The sequence below is a fragment of the Streptomyces viridochromogenes genome (assembly GCF_001270495.1).
Taxonomy (GTDB): Bacteria; Actinomycetota; Actinomycetes; order Streptomycetales; family Streptomycetaceae; genus Streptomyces; species Streptomyces viridochromogenes_A.
Genome location: NZ_LGUR01000215.1, coordinates 51,136 through 70,700 on the forward strand (window position 1 = coordinate 51,136; position 19,565 = coordinate 70,700).

Sequence of the window (19,565 nt, forward strand, 5' to 3'; positions counted from 1 at the left end):
CGCCCACGGTTCTCCGTCCGAAGGGCGGACCGACGGGAGGAAACCTCCGAGCCCGGCGTGACCTGCTCCGGGTACGTCCACCCTACGCCGCTGCCCCCCCGGCTCCCTTCGGGCCGCGAGTGAATGCGCTCGGTCACCGGGCCGGCAGACGCACGGCGAGCAGAGCCACGTCGTCGGTGCTGCCGGGCGGCATACGGGCGAGCAGTTGCTCGCACAGCGTGTCCAGCGGTGCCTGGGCGAGCGTGAGGGCGTGGCGGCGCAGCCGGTCCAGGCCGGTGTCCAGGTCGCTGCCGGGGATCTCGATCAGGCCGTCGGTGTAGAGCAGCAGGGTCGAACCCGGCGGCAGGGACTGCGCGGCGTTCGGCCGGCGTGTGCCGGTGCCCTGGGGGGCGCCGAGGAGCAGTCCCTGTCCGGCTTCGAGATAGCGCGCGTGTCCGCCGGGGGTCAGAAGGAGGGGCGGCGGATGTCCGGCGCTGGTCCACCGCAGGGTCCACGGTCCGGTGTGCGGGTGGCCTTCGACCCGGGCGAGGACGAGGGTGGCCATGGGCACGGTGGTGATGGCGGGCATGGCGTCGTCGAGGCGGTCGACGACGGCGCCGGGCGGTCCGGGGTCGTCCCAGGCCAGTGCGCGCAGAATGCCGTGCAACTGGGCCATGCCGGCCGCCGCGGTCAGGTCGTGGCCCACGACGTCACCGATGACCAGGGCGAGCGTGCCGTCCTTCAGTTCGAACGCGTCGTACCAGTCGCCGCCCACCTGGGAGCCGGCCGGGGCGGGCTGGTAGCGGGCGGCCAGCCGCATGCGGCCGGGCTGGGGCAGGGGAGCCAGCAGGTTGCGCTGCATGGCTTCGGCGACGGCACGCTGGCGGCCGAATCGCCGTGCGTTGTCGATGACCAGACCGACCCTGCGGCCGATGTCGCTCACCACCCCCAGGTCCTCGGCGTCGAAGGGGTGTGTCGGGTCGGTGCGCGCCAGCGTCAGGGCGCCGGTGAGCTGCTGCTTGGCGCCCAGCGGCACCGTGATGGCGGACGTCGCGCCGACCGTCCGCAGGAAGTCGCTGTGGACGGCGGCCACGGGAGAGCCGGGTGGGGCGGCCGTCTCCGCCTCGGTCCTACCGTTCTGCAGTACGGGATCGCCTCCGTTCAGCACCTGGACCAGAGGTGAGGGATCTTCCTCTCCGGTCTCGGGGAGACGCTCGCGCCCGCCCTCCAGCCCGGCGGCCCGGCCCGCGGGACCGGTCACCGCCACCCGGTGGACCTGCCCGGAACCGGTCCTGAGGTCCACCGCAGCCCAGTCGGCCAGGCGAGGAACCAGCAGGCGGCCCAGCAGGGCAAGGGCCTCGTCGGTGTCCAGGGTCTGCCCCAGTACGTCGGTGATCTCCGCCACCAGCGTCAGCCGCTCGGTGAGGTCCTCCAGAGCACTCGTGTAGGCCGCACGTTCCCGTCGGGCGCCGCGGTCGTCCGTGATGTCGGTGAACAGCACCGCCATGCCCTTGAAGGTGTCGCCGTCCGTCAGGGGAGAAGCGGACCAGGAGATCGTGACCAGGCTCCCGGCACCGTGCAGATAACTGTCGCCCTCCCCGTGCGCCGCGGCCCTCTCGGCCAGGGCATGGAGCAGCGGGCACCGCTCCCGCGGGAGCGCGCCGCCGTTCGTGTCCCGGTGCATCAGCTCGTGCGCGTCCTTCCCGCGCATGGCGGCGGCGGCTCGGCCCAGCAGCCGTTCGGCGGCCGGATTGACGGCGAGGATCCGTCCGGCCGGGTCCACCACCATCAGGGCCGTGCTCAACTGCTCGACGACCTGCCGCCAGAAACCCGCCTCGGCCGTCGGCCGCGACCGCTCCTCACCTCCGGCGCCGGACACCGCATCCTCCACCATGTCGCCCTCCAGTCATGGCGGCCTCCCACCGATGGTCCCCTGAGCGGAACCGGCTCGCATGGCCGGCAGCACGGCCTCCGATCCGGTCGCCGGGGACTTCCGTCCCTGAACGGATCACGCCGTGCTCCTGTCCGTCAGGGAGGCCGCTGCCTTCCATGCCCTCGTACAGGGTCTTCACGATCGGTTCGCGGTAGGTCTTCCGCTCGTGCGGTGCCGCCATGGTCGCCGCCACTCGTGCCGGGCCACGACCCCGTCGCCCCAGGCAAGGAGCAGGCCGCAGGTCACCGACAGGATCCCGATGTCCGTCGGGCCACTCCCCTCCTCACATCCACACACTCGCGGCGGCCAGAAGCCGCGACGAACCGACTTTCACCACACGGCCGTTGACGAAACCCGCCGAAGGAGCCGAGCGTCCGATCCGTTGGGCCTTTCCGAGGAGTACGCTGGAATTACCGAGGATATTTCGCGCACCGGCTCCAGGCTCGTGTCGTTTTCGGCGATTGAATACGCCGGGCCGGTTGCGGCCGGTCCGGGGCAGGGTTCGCGTCATGACTGCGACCGTTTCCCTCCCACCGGCAGCCGAAGCCGATGACCGCTCGTTCGACCGTTCGGTCTCCTCGACCTCTCTCCGTCTGTCGCGGGCTCCCGCCGGTCCCGCACCGGTCCTGCTGGACGGAGCATGGTGGCCCCGCTCCCGCGATCTCGCGGCCGAACTCCCCTCCCTGGCCGCCGTACTGGATCCGTTGTGGGGGCGGATCACCCGGGTCACGGTGAACCCCACTCACTGGCCCGTCGTACCCCGCAAGGTGCCCGTCGCCGGGCACACGGTGAAGGTCGGCGCCGGGCGGACGGTGGACTGCCGGGGTCCCGGCGCCGGCACCGGCGCCCGGTCCGTGGCCCGGTCGCCGGACGGCGTGCAGCAGCTCACTGGGCCCCCATGACGCGCCGGTGCAGTCCGCCGTCGAACTCGGACGGCTCGGCGCTCCGGTTGCTCCGGTCGTCCAGATCGATGCGGACCGTGTGCAGGATCCCGGTGAACTCGTTGTCGAGGACCGGGTAGTCGTCGGTCACCGGTGTACTCAGGTCCACGCCTACGTCGAGCGTCTCGTCGAAGGAGAAGTAGTACGGAATGGTCCGCTCGACCCGTCCGGTCGCGTGCCTCTCACCGTCCACCAGGAGCACGGCGGTCCCGCCCTTGCCGAGCCCTCCGCCGTCGTAGTCGAAGTCGAGCCGGACCTCGTGCCGTCCCGGTGCCAGGGGCTCGTCGCCGCGCACGGTGTACAGGCTCATGCCGAAGTAGTTGTAGGCGTAGGCCGGCCTGCCCCCGGTGAAGTACAGGGTCCAGCCGCCGAACCGGCCGCCCTGCGCGATGATCACGCCCTCGGCGGCTTCCTCCGGCAGGTCGACGTCCGCGGTGATGCTGTGCGAGCGGTTCTTGACGTTGAGGGTGCACTCCTCGGTGAACCGCCGCATGCCCGCGCGGTAGGTGATGGAGTTCCGGTCGCCGAGCAGATCGATACGGCCGGCCATGACCGGGTTCTCCCGCTCGGTGACCCGGTCGTCCAGGGGGAAGACCTGGTACTTCGCCGCCTCGATCAGGAACAGGTCCTGCAACTGGCGCAACCTCTCGGGGTGTTGGGCGGCGAGGTCGCGGGCCTGGCTCCAGTCGTGGTCGATGTCGTAGAGCTCCCAGACGTCGTCAGCGAACCTCCGGTCCCCCTCCGGCACCATCTCCCAGGGGATGCCGTGCCGGGTGACCGCCATCCAGCCGCCGTGGTAGATGCCCCGGTTGCCGCACATCTCGAAGTACTGGGTACGGCGATGCTCGGGCGCCTGGGCGTCGGCGAGCGTCCGCCGCATGCTCGCCCCCTCGATGGGCTGCTGTGGCACCCCGTCCACGCTGAACGGCGCCGGTACTCCCACGCAGTCCAGGATCGTCGGCAGTACGTCGATCACGTGCGAGAACTGGTGACGCAGCCCGCCGCGCTCGGAAACCCCCCGCGGCCAGTGCAGGATCATGCCGTCCCGGGTGCCGCCGAAGTGCGAGGCCACCTGCTTGGTCCACTGGTAGGGAGTGTTCAGCGCCAGCGCCCAGCCCGCCGGGGCGATGGGGTAGCTGAGCGGGCCGCCGATCTCGTCGAGGTGGTCGATCATCTCGTCCGGGTCGTCCACGATGCCGTGCCCGAGCCGGTGCTCGACGATCGTCCCCTCGATGCCGCCCTCGCCCGAGGCTCCGTTGTCACCGAGGATGTAGAGGAAGAGCGTGTTGTCCAGCTCGCCGAGTTCCTCCAACGTCGTCCACCGCGGCCCGGGTCTCGGTGCCCGGCGGTGTCACGATCAGGTCCAGTGCGACCAGTTCACGCGACGTGATGGTGTCGCCCGCCGGGTGCGGGTGGTCCGCGGGCAGCACGACGTGCATCTCCTGCTCCGGCAGGTCGATACCGCGCAGGTCCGCCGTGGTCACCGAGGCGTCCACCAGACCGAGTTCGCACTGCCCGGCCGCGACCATCTGCGCCACGGCAGGTCCCTGCTCCGGGTCGACCACACGCACGGAGACCTTCGGATGAGCGCGATGGAAGCGCCCCAGCATGCCGGCCAAGGGGTCGACCGAAAGGGTCGTCTGCGAAACGATGTCGAGTCGGCCGACGCTGAGCCCGAGGACTTCCCGGACCAGGGAACTGGCCGTGGACAGGTCGCGCAGGACCTGCTGGGCCGGCCGGACCAGCGCCTCACCGGCCGCGGTGAGGGCGAGGCCGTGCGGGAGCCGGTGAAACAGCCTTCCGCCGAATTCGCGCTCCAGGGACCGGATCGCATGCGACAGCGAGGGCTGGGCGACATGGAGCGCAAGGGCCGCGGCGGTGAATCCGCCGTGCTCGACGACGGCTATGAAGTATTCCAGCTGACGTCGTTCCATCGGGTCTCCGCGCATCCCAGGGACACCGCACGCCCGGTCGGGCGAGTGGCAGGAACAGTGTCCACCGGCCCAGCCGCGTCGGTGAGCCTTGCCCGCCATCACCCCGTGGCTGTCCGAGGTCGATCATCCGTACCGCTTGTCCGGTGTGGATGCCGTCCGGCATGGGGCATCAGGTGCAGTGGGCGTCAAGACCGCCGTCGACCGCGGAGGCGCCGCCGCCCGCCGCCGGGAGGCTGACCCGCGGGGCGCGACGTGTCAGCTGGCACCGGGAAGGGAGTCGCCGGGTGTTTCGCGCTCGGCACGGCGCCGGTACTCGGCGTTGATGCGCTGAGCTTCCTCGAGCTGGTCCTCAAGGATGACGATGCGGCAGGCAGCCTCGATCGGGGTCCCCCGGTCGACGAGCTCGCGGGCGCGCGCCGCGATCCGCAGCTGGTAGCGGGAGTACCGGCGGTGTCCGCCCTCCGAACGGAGCGGAGTGATCAGACGAGCCTCACCGATGGCTCGGAGGAAAGCCGGGGTGGCGCCGAGCATCTCGGCGGCCCGCCCCATGGTGTATGCGGGGTAGTCGTCATCGTCCAGACGATCACTGAGGGGGATATCTGCTGTCATGTCACCTCGTTGCGCAACGCGTCGAGGGGCCCTGATGCCATACGGCACCAGGGCCCCGAAGGAAATTCAACACCATCTGTCGGCCCTAATGCTGTGCCGACCTTCTGTTTCCGCTACCAGCCCTGCAGAAAGGGGGGTGCGGGGATCGCGGCTGCGTGACCGGGGACCACCTTCCAATCCGGGGTCTTGCGGTACCCGGCCGGGTGCTTCCCGGGCCGGGCGATCCTGATGGCGTCTGCGTCCTCCGTCCTTCCTCTGAACCAACCGCTGATGAACTGGTACTGCGGTACTGCTGTCGGCGGCCCCTCGACCTGCGGGCCGCCCAGTGTGGCCCTCAGCCCCGTCACCGTTCTGCGAACACTTGGCTTCGGAACTCCAGGGCCGCACTGGCCTGCGAACTTCATGTACTGCAACCCGCCAGTTCGTGTCTGCCGGGTCTTGTTTGACCGGTGTCAACGAGAAAAAGGCTAACCGTGCCAGAGCTCAATGTCTACTCTGGCAAGAGTAGATTTAAGCTGTCTGGGGGAGTACATAGCCTGTGACCTGCAGCAGTGGGTGACGAAGCCGGCCGGCGGTCCAGTCGCGGAGAACGGACGGCGGGACAGCCGTGAGGGCCCCGCCGACACGTGTCGGCGGGGCCCTCACGGGGATCCTGATGGCGGTTTGCCGCCCGTCCTCAGACGTCCAGGGCGGCAGCGCCCAGCAGTGCCGACGCCGTCTGGAACGGAGTGGGGACACGCACGGGCGCGGCGTCGGGGCCGGCATGGCAGGTGAAGCCGAGCCGCGTCATGGCCCGGATGACTTCGCCGCCGGTGAAGTCGCGGCGGTCCTGTCGGGTGATGACCTGGCCCACCTGCTTGACGGGGTAGCGGCGGCGGCCGATGGTCACGGACTCACCCGTGACGATCTCGGGAGTGACGCCCTTCATCGAGGCCAGCACTCCGCTCTTGGTCAGGTCGAACGGATACCGGGCGATGACACAGCGCATGATGCCCTCACAGAGAGAAGGAGAACAGGTTGATCGGGGTGAGGCGGATCAGTGGGCGAGGGCGAGGACGCCCGGGGCCCGGCCTTGTACCCCGACGGCGAGGGGCCGACGGACGGGCGAGGTGAACGGTCCGTCGAGGACGTCCCGTAGACGGAGCCGGTCCGTGTACGTGGAACTGCCGCGGTGAACGGCGAGTTCGGCCCTGGTGATCGAGCCCGTGCACTGGTCGTCCCCGTCGCACAGAAGGAGGTACTCGACACGGGCACTGGCCATGACGGACAGGGCGACCTCGACGGTCATGTCGTCCTGGACCCGGGGCCCGGCCGCGTCCATGTCGTCGACTGCCCTCATGGGGGAGGGATTCGTCCGCTGCCGCTGTGTCCGAACCGGTGTCAAAGCTGCCTCCTCGGGGATGGGTGAGCTGCTGATCGATGCCTCTAGGCGGCCGGGTCGAAGGCGGGCCGCTGCGCCCTGCGCCGCCCCGGTCGTCCGGTGGCGCGCCCCTGGGCGGGGCGCTCCCGGCGGCCTCGGGACGCGGAAGCCGCGGAAGACACGGCGCGGCGGGGGCGTTCCGCGACGGGCGCGGTGATGACGACGGGAGTTCCGGAAGGGGCCTGGGCCCCGGTGATGCGGCTCAGTTCCTCCTCACCCGAACGGACCGGGGTGATCCGGGGGGTGATGGCGGCCGAAGCCATCAGTCGGCTCATGCCGCGGCGCTGGCCGGGGGTGACTAGGGTGACGACGCTGCCGGACTCGCCGGCGCGGGCGGTACGGCCGCCGCGGTGCAGGTAGTCCTTGTGGTCGGTGGGCGGATCGACGTTGACGACCAGGTCGAGATGGTCGACGTGGATGCCGCGGGCCGCGACGTTCGTCGCCACCAGTACCGTCACATGTCCGGTCTTGAACTGGGCGAGGGTCCGGGTGCGCTGGGGCTGGGACTTGCCGCCGTGCAGGGCCGCGGCGCGGACGCCGCTGTTCAGCAGGTGCTTGGTGAGCTTGTCCACGGCGTGCTTGGTGTCCAGGAACATGATCACCCGGCCGTCTCGTGCCGCGATCTCGGTGGTCGTCCGGTCCTTGTCCGCCTCGTGCACGTGGAGTACGTGGTGCTCCATCGTGGTGACCGCTCCCGCGGAGGGGTCGACGGAGTGGACCACCGGGTCGGTCAGGTAGCGGCGGACGAGCAGGTCGACGTTGCGGTCCAGGGTGGCGGAGAAGAGCATCCGCTGCCCTTCGGGGCGCACCTGGTCGAGCAGGGCGGTGACCTGCGGCATGAAGCCCATGTCGGCCATCTGGTCGGCCTCGTCGAGGACGGTGATGGCGACGTCGTCCAGCCGGCAGTCGCCACGGCCGATGAGGTCCTTGAGCCGCCCCGGCGTCGCGACGACGACCTCTGCCCCGGCCCGCAGTGCCCCGGCCTGCCTGCCGATGGACATCCCGCCGACCACGGTCGCCAGCCGCAGCCGCACGGAGCGGGCGTACGGGGTGAGCGCGTCGGTCACCTGCTGGGCCAGCTCGCGGGTGGGGACGAGGACCAGGGCAAGCGGCTGCCGTGACTCCGCGCGCCGGCCCGCTGTACGGGCCAGCATCGCGAGACCGAAGGCGAGGGTCTTGCCCGACCCGGTACGGCCGCGGCCGAGCACGTCACGTCCGGCGAGGGAGTTCGGCAGGGTCGCTCCCTGGATGGGGAACGGTACGGTGACGCCCTCGTGCCCGAGCGCGGCCAGCAACGGCGCCGGCAGGGCGAGGTCGGCGAAGGACTCGACGGCCGGCAGCGCGGGCGTGACCGTCTTCGGCAGCGCGAACTCGCCCTGGGGTGCGGCCTGTCGACGTCCGTAGCCCTGGGAACGCCGCGGCGCTCCCGAGCGCTGGGCGGCAGAACCCCGGGAGCGGTCGTAGGTACGGGTCGTGCGTGCGGTGGATGCGCGGTTCAAGCGGAACCTTCCTCGATGTGGGTACGTAGGCGCGTAGCAAGGAATTTCCGCAGCAAATGAACGGCGCAGGGAATCGCGAGAACGAGCCGGAGATGATGGGCGCCGAATCGGATCGACGGGGGACGCGTCACCGTTCGGTGCTGCGGTGGTGTCTTCCCGTCACGCGCCCTGAAATGCAGCGAGCTGGGGCCCGCACCCCAAGGTGCGGGCCCCAGCTGCGAAGTATGCGTTGCTGCCGGTGTCAGGCGGGAACGATGTTCTCGGCCGTCGGGCCCTTCTGGCCCTGCGCGATGTCGAACGACACCTTCTGGCCTTCCTGCAGCTCGCGGAAGCCCTGGGCGGCGATGTTCGAGTAGTGGGCGAAGACGTCGGGGCCGCCGCCGTCCTGCTCGATGAAGCCGAAGCCCTTTTCCGCGTTGAACCACTTCACGGTGCCAGTAGTCATGTCATTTCTCCTTCGGAGACGATTCCCGGAATTCGCCCAGTGCGGATTCCGCGTCGCCGTGCTGATTAGCCCGTCGGAAAATGAACCTTCTGGCAACCACACCTGCAACTGACATCGACATTAGCATGAAGCGACCGGCTCTGCGCGTTCGATAATTCCGCTGGGGTCGGCGGTCCAGGAATACTTGCCGTGTGCCGCGCCTATTTCTCCCTTCACGGATACAGATAATGATCCGCGCGGATGCGGTGTTCCCTGCCGCGCCTCCCTCGTGACCTCTCCTAGTCGACGTGTGCGGCGGTCCAGGTGATGTGCGGGGGCTCGACGCGTGCGCACAGGGGTCCGCCCTGCGCGTCGGTCAGGCCGAGGTGTCCGACCAGCAGTCCGTCGCGTGCGGCGGCGGCGAGTACGTCGGCGGGGATGACGTCGAGCATGAGCTTGGCGCGGCGGAACATCGTGAAGGTGCCCGCCTCGTCGACCCTGCCCCATGACAGGTAGACGAACCGTCGGCCCAGACGGTCCTGCACGTAGGGGCCTTTGATCTCGGTGCCGGTCGGTGAGGAACTCGTGGTGCACTCCAGGGTCCATGTCGCCGACGGTGCGTCGCCGGGGTGTGGCTCGAGGAGTTCGGCCGGACGGTCGCGGCGTTGCACGGCGACGTGGATGTTGGCGTAGGCGGGCACTTTGCCGTCGACGGAGGCGGGGCGGGTGAGGCCGGGCAGGTCGACGGCGTCGATGCGTATGCGCATAGCGGCCATCATCCCGCCATCGTCCGGGCGGAGGGCCGCCGACCTCGAACCGGGGTGGGCCGTGGTGATCAGAGCGGCGCCGCGGCGTAGCTTGCCCGAGGCTTGGGGGCGTCTGAGCACTCGTGCCTACCGCGCGCCGGCCTTCGAGTGCGCGAAGCAACGCTGTCCGCCGCACGAAGGTCTACGCGGCGAACTCCGGGGCGACGTGGAGCTGACGGCATCGTGACCTTCCCCGACCGCAACCTTGGCGCCCGTTGGCGGGTCTTGATCGTGCAAGTGTCCTCGCTTTCCACTTCCGTGGAGGAACCAAGTGGGCAGACGTGCCCTCATTCGTGGCGGTATCGCCGCCGCCACCTCGCTCACCCTGGCCGTCGGCCTGGGACCGCTGGCCCTCGACGCGCACGCGGACGCGGCCACCGAGATGGTCATCCCGGCGTCGACGTCCCTGACGCCCGCGACCGATCTGTTCAGCGCGGGCCCGTCGGGGTTCCTGCGCCGCGAACCCGGGCGCGGCCATGTGTGGACCACCTATACCGGTGAGGACACTGTGGTGGACGCCTCGGCCACCGAGGTCCGGGGCATGCCGGAGTTCGGCGCCGGATCGGACGTCGTCGCCCGCTACGACGACAGCACGCGGACCGTGAAGCTGCGGGACATGGCGGCCGGGGGGACGTCGACGACGATCCCGCTCCCGGACGGCCACACCTACCAGGGGACGCTCGGGCGGACCGTCGTCACGACCGGCTGGACGGACAGCAGGCTGATGTGGCACCTGCTCGAACTCCAGGACGACGGCACGGTGGGCGACCGCGCGGTGCCGGGTGTCCCGGACGGCGTCTCCTCCAACCCCTCCGTATGGAGCGGCGACTCGCCCGTGGCCGACGCCCACGGCATGGTCGTCCAGTACTGGATCGACGGCAAGCTCCGCAGCGGCTGGCTCGACGCCGACAAGGGCACGCTGACCGAGCTGCCGTACAACCCGACCATCACCACCAGCGGGCGCGTGGTCCTCACCTCCACCCACCTGGTGTCGTGGGACGGCAACAACACCGTCTCCGTCTACTCCCGCGACGACCTGACCAAGGCCGTCCGCACCGTGCCGCTGGAGAACGACTACGCGACCCACCTGCTGGGCATGGTCGGCGACCGGATCCTGGTCTCCCGCTACGACTCCGCTCTCGGCGCCAAGGACGGCACCCTGCCCGTCTGGCGGGTCGACGCGCTCGCCCCCGACGGCTCGACGACCGGGACCGTGCTGGCCCGCTCGCAGAGCCTCTCCTACGCCGTCCCCACCCCCGACGGCGGTCTCCTGGTGCCCGGCAGCGGCCCCGACACCGCCGACTGGGGAGTGAACCTGGTCCGAGCGGGCGCCGACGGCAACCCCGTGGTGCGGAAGGTCGCCGCTTCCGTGCTGGGCCCGTCGGCCGACCCTGTGCGGGCGCTCACCCTGGACAACGGACGGCTCACCGTGACGGAGCACGACCGCGACACAGGCCGTACGCACCTGTACAGCCGGACGATCGGCACGGCCGGCGACACCCTCACCGTCGGCTCCCGCACCGACCACGGTGTCAGCACCGACCCCTGGCCCCACCTCGTGGGCACCGGGGACGGCCGTACGGTGATCTGGAACGAGTGGTCCACGCAGGGCGACCACGTCCCCCGGGTTCTCCGGCCGACGGGCACGCTGCCCGGCACGGCGATCGACTCCCGGCGCAAGTACGTCCGCGTGTGGGACGCCAAGGGCCGGTACGCCGCGATGGCCACCGAGTACACCGCAGCGGCCGGGTCCGAGACGCGGGTGGTCGACCTCGACACCGGCGGCACGGCGCTCACCTCGGCGCAGCACGGCCGGACGATGTGGGGCACCACCCTGTGGGTGCGCGGCGATGACGGCGTCGCGACGCCGGTCGACGTACGCACCGGCACCAAGGGCGAGTCGGTGTCCTTCGGCTCGAAGTGCATGCTGGAGGACCTGGAGGCGGTCGGGCGCTGGCTGCTGTGGACGTGCGCGGGCTCGGGCCTGAACGAGAGCCAGGGCGTCTACGACACCGTCGCGAGGACCACCCTGACGCTCACGCAGGGCACCTGGCAGACCGCGAAACTCGGCGACGGCTTCGTCGCCATGGACGTGGACGGCGAGCTGAGGGTGACCGACGTCCGCGGCGGCACCCCCGTGACGCACACGGTGGGCACCCTCTCGGCCGGGCAGCCCTGGGACGTCGACCCGTACACCGGCCTGATCGCCTATGTCGACGCCAAGCAGAACACCCACCTGGTGCCCAGCGGCGTCCCCGTCTCGGCACTGTCCCAGCTCGACTCCTCCGTCGCGGGCTCGGTGGACGTCAAGGGCGGTGCCGCGCTCTGGAGCCCCAGGTGGTGGCTGTCGAAGCCGACCGCTTCCTGGACGCTCGCGCTCAAGAACAAGGCCACTGGTACGACGGTGCGCACGCTGTCCGGCGGTACGGCACAGGGCGTGCTCGCGCCGTCGTGGAACGGCAAGGACACGGCCGGCAGGCTCGTCGCCAACGGCGCCTACACCTGGACGCTCACCGCCACCCCGGCCGACGGCCAGGGCGCGGCCCTCACCAGGACCGGCACGCTCAAGGTCACCGGCGCGACCCCGGTCCGACGGGACTTCGCCACCGCGGACGGCTTCGGCGAGGTGCTCACCCTCAACGGCTCCGGCGGACTGACGTACCAGTACGGCACCGGCACCGGCACCCTGACTGCCAAGAAGACGGGCTCCGGCTGGCCGACGAGCGCGAAGTTCGTGCCGTACGGCGACCTCAACGGCGACCGGTGCAACGACGTCCTCGTGCGCTACGGCAGCGGTGCGCTGCGTGCCTACCGGCCCGCCTGCGGGGCGGCGGTGACCCCGTCGACGGCGTACACCTCGCTGGGCACCAGCGGCTGGACCCAGTACGACGTGCTGACCTCGCCCGGGGACGTCAGTGGTGACGGCCGCGCGGACCTGATCGCCCGTCAGACCTCCACCGGGGACGTCTACCTGTACAAGGCGACGAGCACGGGCAAGCTGTCGGCGCGGACGAAGATCGCCTCCAGGTGGACCGGCTACAAGAAGATCGTGGGTGCCGGCGACCTCAACGGCGACGGCCACGGCGACCTGCTGGCGCAGGACAAGTCGAACGAGCTGTGGCGCTACGACGGCACCGCGACGGGCAAGTTCAAGAGCCGGGTGAAGGTCTTCAACGACTGGGGGGCCTCGTACAACGTCGTCGTCGGGGTGGGCGACATCACCGGCGACGGCAAGGCCGATGTCGTATCCCGCGACTCCGCCGGAAACCTCTACCGCAACAACGGCAACGGCAAGGGTTCCTTCGGCGGCCGCACCAAACTCGCCACCGGCTGGCAGAGCTACAAGGGCGTGTTCTGACGCACGCCACACGCCCCCTTTCCCCGCCGGGGGAAAGGGGGCGCACACCCGCGAAGGCGCGGGCTTCTGCTGGGACTTTCAGCAGCCTTCCAGAACTAGAACAGGCCCTTGTAGCCCTGCCAGCCCGTGGCGATCTGCGTGCGCGAGGTGAAGGAGCCGTTCCCCCTGCCGTTGTTGCGGTAGAGGTTTCCGGAGGTGTCGCGGACGACCAGGTCCCCCCTGCCGTCACCGGTGATGTCGCCGACGCCCACCATCGCGTTGTACGTCCTGCCCCAGGACGTGAAGACGGTGACCCGCTCCTTGAACTGACCCGCGCCCGTGCCGTCGTAGCGGAAGAGCGTGCCGTCGCTGCGGCGGGCGAGCAGGTCACCGAAGCCGTCGCCGCCCAGGTCGCCGGCGCCGGTGATGTGGGTGTACGTCCACGCCGAGCGGATCTTCACCCGGCTCTTGAAGCCACCGGAGCCGTTGTCGGCGAACAGGTAGATGTCGCCCGTCGAGGCCTGCCGCGCGATCAGGTCCGTACGGCCGTCGCCGGTGATGTCGCCCGGCGCGGTCAGCACGTTGTACTGCTGCCAGCCGGTGCCCAGTGCCGTGTAGCTGCCGCTGGGGCTGTAGCCGCCGCCGGCGCACTTGCCCGTGTAGCGGCGCAGGGTGCCGTCGGGCATACGGACCAGGAGGTCGTTGCAGCGGTCCTTGGTGAGGTCGCCGAACGGGACGGCGACCGTGCCCGTGGGCCAGCCGGAGCCGGACGCCTTGCTGCCGAAGGCGCCCTTGCCGTCGCCGTAGTGGGTGGTGAGGTAGCCGGAGGAGGTGAGCGTCGTCAGGTCGCCCGCGCCGCCGTTGAGGTCGTGGTACGGGCGGGTGCCGCCGGTCAGGGTGAAGGTGCCGGTGGCGGAGAGCGCCGGGCCCTGCCCGTCGGCCGGCGTGCCGGTCAGCCGCCAGGTGTAGGTGCCGTCGGTGGCGTACCGCGTGTCGCTGACCTTGCCGTCCCAGGTGGTGGCGAGCGAGGCGTCGCGGCGGGTCGGGGTCAGCGTGCGCACCACGCGCCCGGCCTTGTCGCGGATCTCGGCCTTGGCCCCGGTGACCGGCTTGGACAGCAGCCAGGAGGCGCTCCAGGTCCGGTCCATCGAGTTGGCGGAGACGTCCACGGACCACTCGACGCGCGACTGGATCTTCTTCACGGGGGACGTCGGCACGCCGCTGTCCGCGACCCGGACCTGTCCGCCGCCGACCGCATAGGCGAACGTCCCGCCGTAGGGGTCCGCACTGACCGGGTCCTTGGCGCCGGGGTCGGCGGGCAGCTCCTCGACGGTGCGCGGCTCGGCCACGGTCCCGGTGTGGAAGTCGGTGACCTCGACACGGCGGGTCGCGCTGTCGTACGAGACCACGTACCCGTCGCCCAGCTTGCCGGGCCGCGGCAGGGTCATCCGGGTCCCGGTCACGGCGTCGTACACGCCGACGGGGTCCGTCTCGAACGTCGACGAGCACTCCCAGTACACCCAACGCCCCACCGCCTGCAGGTCCTTGGCGGCGCAGGCGGAGACGGTGGCCGTGCCCGACGCGGTGGGCAGGCCCGTGCCCTCGAGGTTGCCTGCGCCGTCCACGGTCCACAGCGCGGTGCCCCAGACGGCGGCACCGGTCATGCCTTCGAGGACGCGGTACGAGGGATCGTCCTGGTCGACCAGGTACTTGTCCTCCTCCGCGCCGGGCCGCCCGTAGACCACGTACCGGCCGGACGCCGACAGCACCCTGCTGCCGTCGCCCCAGGGGCCGTACGGGGCGCCGGTCAGCTTCGTCAGGTCGGTGACCTTGCCGTCCGCGTCGGCGGACTCCAGCACATCGTTCCCGGCGTTGTCGGCCAGGACCACGGAGCGGCCGTCACCGGTGCCGACCGGCCGGACATCCGCGTACCGCTTGAACTGGGCCGCGTCCGATCCGTCCGGCTCGGCCACCGCGCGCCATGTCCCCGTCGACGACGTGGTGCCGACGGTGATGCCGCCGCGCTGCGCCACCGCGGGCAGCGCACGGCTGTCGGGCTCGGCGGTGGTGAGCCGCCCGGCGGCCAGGGACAGGGACGCGACCGTGCCCGCCTTCGCCGGCACGCCGTGCACGGCCGTGACCGCGGGCGCCCCGTCGGCGCCCGGCGCGACCTTGCGCACCGCCCAGTCCGCGGCGCCCGTGCCGCCGGTCACCACAGCCCCGCCCCCGGGGGCCTGCACGATCCGGGACTGGGCGTGCGGCAGCACGGTGCTGCGCTCGCCGCCGTCCAACGGGTAGGCGTACAGCGGGTTTCCGAGCCGTACGCGGATGTCGGACTCGGGGACCCAGACGGGCTTGCGGGTGAGCAGGACGTGGTCGCCGGACAGGCCGATCACCGGCTTGCCCTTGGTCTCCTCGGTGTCCCCGAACGCGGACATGCCGACCTTGACGTAGACCGGCTCCTTGGCGACGTCCGAGCGGTCCCAGACGCGGACGCCGTACATGTCGTCGTTGTAGAAGGCGATGCGGTCGGGCGAGAACACCGCCATGGAGTCGCCGTCCACGCTGACGCCGCCCAGCGACGCGGTGATCTGCGCGCTCTCCAGGTCGAGCAGGCCCAGGGACGAGCCGCGCCCCTCGACGAAGTAGTGCACGGCCAGTGTCCTGGCGTCGCCGCCCTGGACGGTGTGGCCGGCGATGGCACCCGCGTCCAGCCCGGCCACCGGGGTGTCGGTGGTGCCCGAGCCGTCGGCGCGCAGGATGTGCAGCTCGCCGCGCTCGGCGCCGGCGGCCCAGACGCCGGTCAGCACGGCGGTGCCGTACGTGCCGAGGTACTTCTGCCCCTCGGGCACGGTGATCTCGGTCGAGGTCCCGGCCTTGAGGTCCTTCAGGGTGACGGTGCGGGCGGCTTCGTCGTAGATGCCGACGGTGTTGGATCCGGCGCCGGTCACGGCCCCGGCCTCGGCCTGCGCCTGGCTGCCGAGATCGACCGGGTCCCCGTCGGTGGGCACCCAGCGGTAGCGGCCGAGACCGGTGCCGGAGCCGTCGGGCTCCGTCCGCTCCAGCTGTCCGTCGGGGCCCGCGGCGTACAGCGCGTTGCCGCGCGGCAGATAGCGGTCGGGCGCGTCGACGGTGACCGGGGCCGCCTCGGCCTGCGCTCCTTGGAGCAGGAACGGGACGGCGCCACCGGCGACCGCGAGCGCGGTGGCGGTGGCGATGCCCGTGCGTATGAACCTGCGTCGTCTACGGCCCGGCGAGTGTCGCCCTGTCACGCATGCCTCCAACTGGCGGGTGGTGGGGAGGCAACTCGACGCGGACACACACGGACACGCGCAGGCAGCGCACATCGACGTGACGCTATGCAGGGCCCCCTGCCTACACAGCGCAGCTCCATGCTCAAACGTCACAGGACGCTTCCCGCCTCCCTGTAAGCCCATTTCGCCTGCTGGAGGCTTGGAAGCTTGGAGGCATGGCGGGCCTGGCGGCAGTGCCTGAGCCATGGCAGCAGTGACGAGGGGTATGAGCGTGGTTCCGCGTGCGGCACGCCACCGGCACTCGGTGAAGCGTCGCGTCATCGCCGGGCCGCCGCGCTGAACGTGGCCCCGGCGGCCGCCTACGACACCGACGCGATCCTCACCCTCGGCCGACGCGACTTCCGCGCCGTGCGACCTCTGAGCCGCCACAAGAGTTCGGGCTCGCCGCAGCCCGGGAGCAGCCGGGCCGCGGCGAGTAAGTGACCTGCGGGAGGGCTCAGCTCCCGGTGAGGGAGATGGCCAGGTCCGTGATGTTCAGGGGGAACTTGGGCCTGTCGGACACGAGCGTGGCCTCGCCGGTGAAGAGGTTGATGCTGTAGAGGGAGGGCCTGTCGGCGCCGGAGGCGGTGAGAGAGGCGAAGGCGGCGTTGCTGACCGTCTTGCCGTCCGACAGGGTGCTGAAGATGTCCATGCCGGCGTTGATCTGCGCGTCGATGCCGAGGCTGCCGGTCGGCGCCAGCGTGCCGTTGTTGGCCGGGGACTGGATGACGACCTGGTCGCCGGCCGTGTTGATGTCGAACAGCGTGGTCCCGGTGGCCCCGTTGAGGTCGTTGTTCGTGTAGGCGGCGGCGGAGACGCCCTTGGTCGTGCCCTCGATCGGCGGGGTGGTGAGGTTCAGGTCCTGGATGGTCGTGTGGTCGTTGAGGTTGTGCCGCAGGTTCTGGCCGTTGTCGCTGATCACGCGCAGCCGGTCGGCGGCCGGGTTGAAGTCGACGCCGAAGTTCGTGCCGTGCAGCGTGTACTGGAGCTGGGACACCTTGGTGATCACGACGTCCGCGGTGGCCGGCGGGGTCTTGATCGTGTAGATGCCGCCCTTGTTGCCGACGCCGTACATCAGGCCGTTCTGCACCCGGAAGTCGATGCCGATCAGAGCCGTGTCGCCGCTGAGCCCGATGACGTCCCTGACCCAGTCGAGCACGTTCGGCCGGTCGGTGGTGAACGTGGCCATCTGGGTGCCGTCACCTGTGATCCCGAACGCGCGCAGGCTGGGAGTGGCGGCGGGAGCGGCCGAGCCACTGCCCGGCGCGCTCAGCATGAGCGTTGTCGACGTGGCCATGACCGCTACCGCCGCCGCGATTCTCTTTCTCGTTCCTGCTTTCATCGGTGTTTCCCTCCCGTTTGGACAAGCACCATTGAGTGGCGCGCAGATGAGAGATTCCCGTACCGATTCCCGCGCTGATCCGGAGTGGTGGCCGGAATGATTGCTGTGGTGTTCCCCCACGGGCTGGTACGCGGTTCCCATTAAGGCCAGTTCACAGTGTCTCCACAAGTGGAACAGGTGATGGGAATGCCCCGATCCAGGGATTTTGCGCACTGTGACAAAGTGCCCCAGACGCGGCCGTCTCCGATGTGCGCAGAGTGATAAATGCCGTCCGGATTTCCCCTGTCGGCTGCTTCGACCGGAATGGCATGCTCGCGCCCATGGGGAGCTTCTTCGCCGAGTTGGCCCGGCAGGCGTCGGCCAACGCGCGCAGGGAGGTCGAGGCGTACGCGCGCGAGATTCCGGAGTTCGGATTCCTGGACACGAACTCCCGGGCGCGGGCCGAGACACTGGAGTACGCGTTGTGGTTGCGGCGCCGTACGGTCGAACTGTCCCCGGACAACAGCGAATTGAGCGACGACGACCTCGGCTACATCGCGGCGATCGGCGAGTCGCGGGCCGCAGCGGGGATGTCGCTGGATGCACGGCAGCGGGTCCTGCGACTGCACACCTCACTCATGCTGCGCGAGATCAACGAAGCGACCGAAGCTCAGCGCGGCGTCGGCGTCGACGAACTCATGCGGATGATGAGCTGGTTCGCCCCGCAGGGAGAACGCGGTATCCGTGCCTACAGTCAGGGATTCGTGACGGCTCTGCGACACCGTCTGCCGTACGTCGAGCAGGCCGCCCTGCTGGCCAGGTCGTTGCTGAACGGAGACCCCATATCGGCGGAACTTGCTTCGGCACTGGGAATGGAACTTCCCGAGCGCTGCGCAGTGACGGTGATCCGGGTGCCGGACCGTCCCGTCGGCGATCACGACCTGGAAAGCGAGATCGAGACGCTGGTGAAAACCCACCACGCGCCGATCACGTGGTGCCCGGGCGGTGGAAGCAGGAGCGGTGAGCTGATTGCCCTGATTCCCTTGCGTCCCCCCACGCCCCAGGCGTCTTTGGGGCCCAGTACAGCCGAGACCGTACAGCCGCACTCCGTACCCGACCTTGCACCCGACCTCTTGCCCGACCCCGTATCCGATCTCGTACGGGACTTCGCCCAGGCTCTCGGTCGCCCCTGCGCCGCCGGCACCGCCACCTCACCGCTGTCCGAGGTTGCCGACGCCCTCGACCTGGCCCGGCGGATCAGCAGGGCGGCGCCGCTGCGACGCGCGTCCGCTCGGCTGCGGCCGCACACCGTGTCGGACGTGTTCGTCGAACTCGCCGTCGCAGACGCGCCGTTCGTCGACGAATGGCTCCACGCCGTGGGCCGGAGCCTGCAGCCCGGTCCGGACCTTCTTGTCACGCTTGACGCGTACTATCGCCACGACATGCACCGCGGCGCCACGGCGGCAGCCCTCAACGTCCACCCCCGCACCCTGGACTATCGCCTCCGCCGGGTGCGGGAGCTCACCGGCATCGATCCCGGCTCGACGCGCGGCGTGCGCATTTTCAGCTCGGTCGTCACGCGGCGCCTGTCGGAAGCGTGGCACTGAACCGGGCGGTCATCCGGAGCCGAGATGCGTGCCGAGACGGGCAGTTGGAGGGTATGTGGTCCTCGTTGGCGCGTCGGCCGCCGTCGGGTGGCGACGCTCCGGGCTTATGCAGAAGCACTCGGTGGCCGGCTGCGGGGTGCCCGCTGCGAGGTCCAACCGACCAACCGCGTTGGCGAGGGCGCCCCGTTCGTGACCATCCGGCCCGAGACGGCCCAGGGGCAGGGGCAGAGCCGTGAGTCGACGACTCCGACGCTCACATCCCGGATCGGTCACCGAGGCATTGAGTCGCCTCTCAGTGACTGATAATCATTTTCCTTGCTCATCAAGGGCGTTGGACTCATGCTGTGGTCCGTCTGTGAACTTCTGATTCATGGAGGAACATCCGTGCCGTCCAACCCCCCACCGATCTTACCGATCTCACCGATCCCACCGGCTCCCCGTGCGAAGACCCGCGGAAGACTG

General features: G+C 70.3%; 13 protein-coding genes and 1 pseudogene. 3 read left to right on the forward strand and 11 right to left on the reverse strand.

What is annotated here, in order from left to right:
- Positions 1 to 133 precede the first annotated feature (133 nt).
- Complete coding sequence (locus tag ADK36_RS28725; protein ID WP_107083878.1) at positions 134 to 1,873, reverse strand: SpoIIE family protein phosphatase; 1,740 nt, start codon at positions 1,871 to 1,873, stop codon at positions 134 to 136.
- 548 nt (positions 1,874 to 2,421) lie between these two features.
- Between ADK36_RS28725 and ADK36_RS28730 the strand changes: the two are divergent.
- A pseudogene (locus ADK36_RS28730) lies at positions 2,422 to 2,712 on the forward strand (DUF5994 family protein); the annotation flags it as partial.
- A gap of 85 nt (positions 2,713 to 2,797) precedes the next feature.
- Here the strand turns inward: ADK36_RS28730 and ADK36_RS28735 are convergent.
- The 8 genes from ADK36_RS28735 to ADK36_RS28770 all read right to left on the reverse strand — a co-directional run bounded on the left by ADK36_RS28735 (position 2,798) and on the right by ADK36_RS28770 (position 9,506).
- Positions 2,798 to 4,165, reverse strand: a complete 1,368-nt coding sequence (locus ADK36_RS28735) for a sulfatase-like hydrolase/transferase (protein WP_234329908.1) — start codon at positions 4,163 to 4,165, stop codon at positions 2,798 to 2,800.
- The gene (locus ADK36_RS51030) at positions 4,113 to 4,787 is read right to left on the reverse strand and encodes a LysR family transcriptional regulator (RefSeq protein WP_267887423.1); all 675 of its coding nucleotides are present in this window, start codon (positions 4,785 to 4,787) and stop codon (positions 4,113 to 4,115) included. The genes ADK36_RS28735 and ADK36_RS51030 overlap by 53 nt, the downstream gene beginning before the upstream one ends.
- A 255-nt stretch (positions 4,788 to 5,042) precedes the next feature.
- Positions 5,043 to 5,396 (reverse strand): MerR family transcriptional regulator, encoded by a 354-nt coding sequence (locus ADK36_RS28745; RefSeq protein WP_048585026.1) that lies wholly within the window; start codon positions 5,394 to 5,396, stop codon positions 5,043 to 5,045.
- 676 nt (positions 5,397 to 6,072) lie between these two features.
- Positions 6,073 to 6,384, reverse strand: coding sequence for an SCO5918 family protein (locus ADK36_RS28750; RefSeq protein ID WP_048585025.1), 312 nt, complete (start codon positions 6,382 to 6,384; stop codon positions 6,073 to 6,075).
- 48 nt (positions 6,385 to 6,432) lie between these two features.
- The gene (locus tag ADK36_RS28755) at positions 6,433 to 6,735 is read right to left on the reverse strand and encodes a hypothetical protein (RefSeq protein ID WP_107083877.1); all 303 of its coding nucleotides are present in this window, start codon (positions 6,733 to 6,735) and stop codon (positions 6,433 to 6,435) included.
- 86 nt (positions 6,736 to 6,821) lie between these two features.
- A complete protein-coding gene (locus ADK36_RS28760) occupies positions 6,822 to 8,315 on the reverse strand; it encodes a DEAD/DEAH box helicase (RefSeq protein WP_048585023.1) in 1,494 nt (497 codons plus the stop codon).
- A 241-nt stretch (positions 8,316 to 8,556) separates the two neighbouring features.
- Positions 8,557 to 8,760, reverse strand: coding sequence for a cold-shock protein (locus ADK36_RS28765; RefSeq protein ID WP_048585022.1), 204 nt, complete (start codon positions 8,758 to 8,760; stop codon positions 8,557 to 8,559).
- Positions 8,761 to 9,038: 278 nt separating this feature from the next.
- Positions 9,039 to 9,506 carry a DUF5990 family protein gene (locus ADK36_RS28770; protein WP_234329909.1) on the reverse strand — a complete coding sequence of 156 codons (468 nt, stop codon included), beginning with the start codon at positions 9,504 to 9,506 and terminating at the stop codon, positions 9,039 to 9,041.
- 310 nt (positions 9,507 to 9,816) lie between these two features.
- On the opposite strand from ADK36_RS28770, the gene ADK36_RS28775 reads away from it, so the two are divergent.
- A complete protein-coding gene (locus tag ADK36_RS28775; protein ID WP_048585020.1) occupies positions 9,817 to 12,903 on the forward strand; it encodes an FG-GAP-like repeat-containing protein in 3,087 nt (1,028 codons plus the stop codon).
- A 95-nt stretch (positions 12,904 to 12,998) separates the two neighbouring features.
- Here ADK36_RS28775 and ADK36_RS28780 read toward each other — a convergent pair whose 3' ends face one another.
- Positions 12,999 to 16,154, reverse strand: coding sequence for an FG-GAP-like repeat-containing protein (locus ADK36_RS28780; protein WP_053199557.1), 3,156 nt, complete (start codon positions 16,152 to 16,154; stop codon positions 12,999 to 13,001).
- A gap of 478 nt (positions 16,155 to 16,632) precedes the next feature.
- Positions 16,633 to 17,472 (reverse strand): DUF4394 domain-containing protein, encoded by an 840-nt coding sequence (locus ADK36_RS28785; protein ID WP_199830267.1) that lies wholly within the window; start codon positions 17,470 to 17,472, stop codon positions 16,633 to 16,635.
- A gap of 365 nt (positions 17,473 to 17,837) precedes the next feature.
- Here ADK36_RS28785 and ADK36_RS28790 point away from each other — a divergent pair, with 365 nt between their 5' ends.
- Complete coding sequence (locus tag ADK36_RS28790) at positions 17,838 to 19,103, forward strand: PucR family transcriptional regulator (RefSeq protein WP_199830268.1); 1,266 nt, start codon at positions 17,838 to 17,840, stop codon at positions 19,101 to 19,103.
- The last annotated feature ends 462 nt before the right edge of the window (positions 19,104 to 19,565 follow it).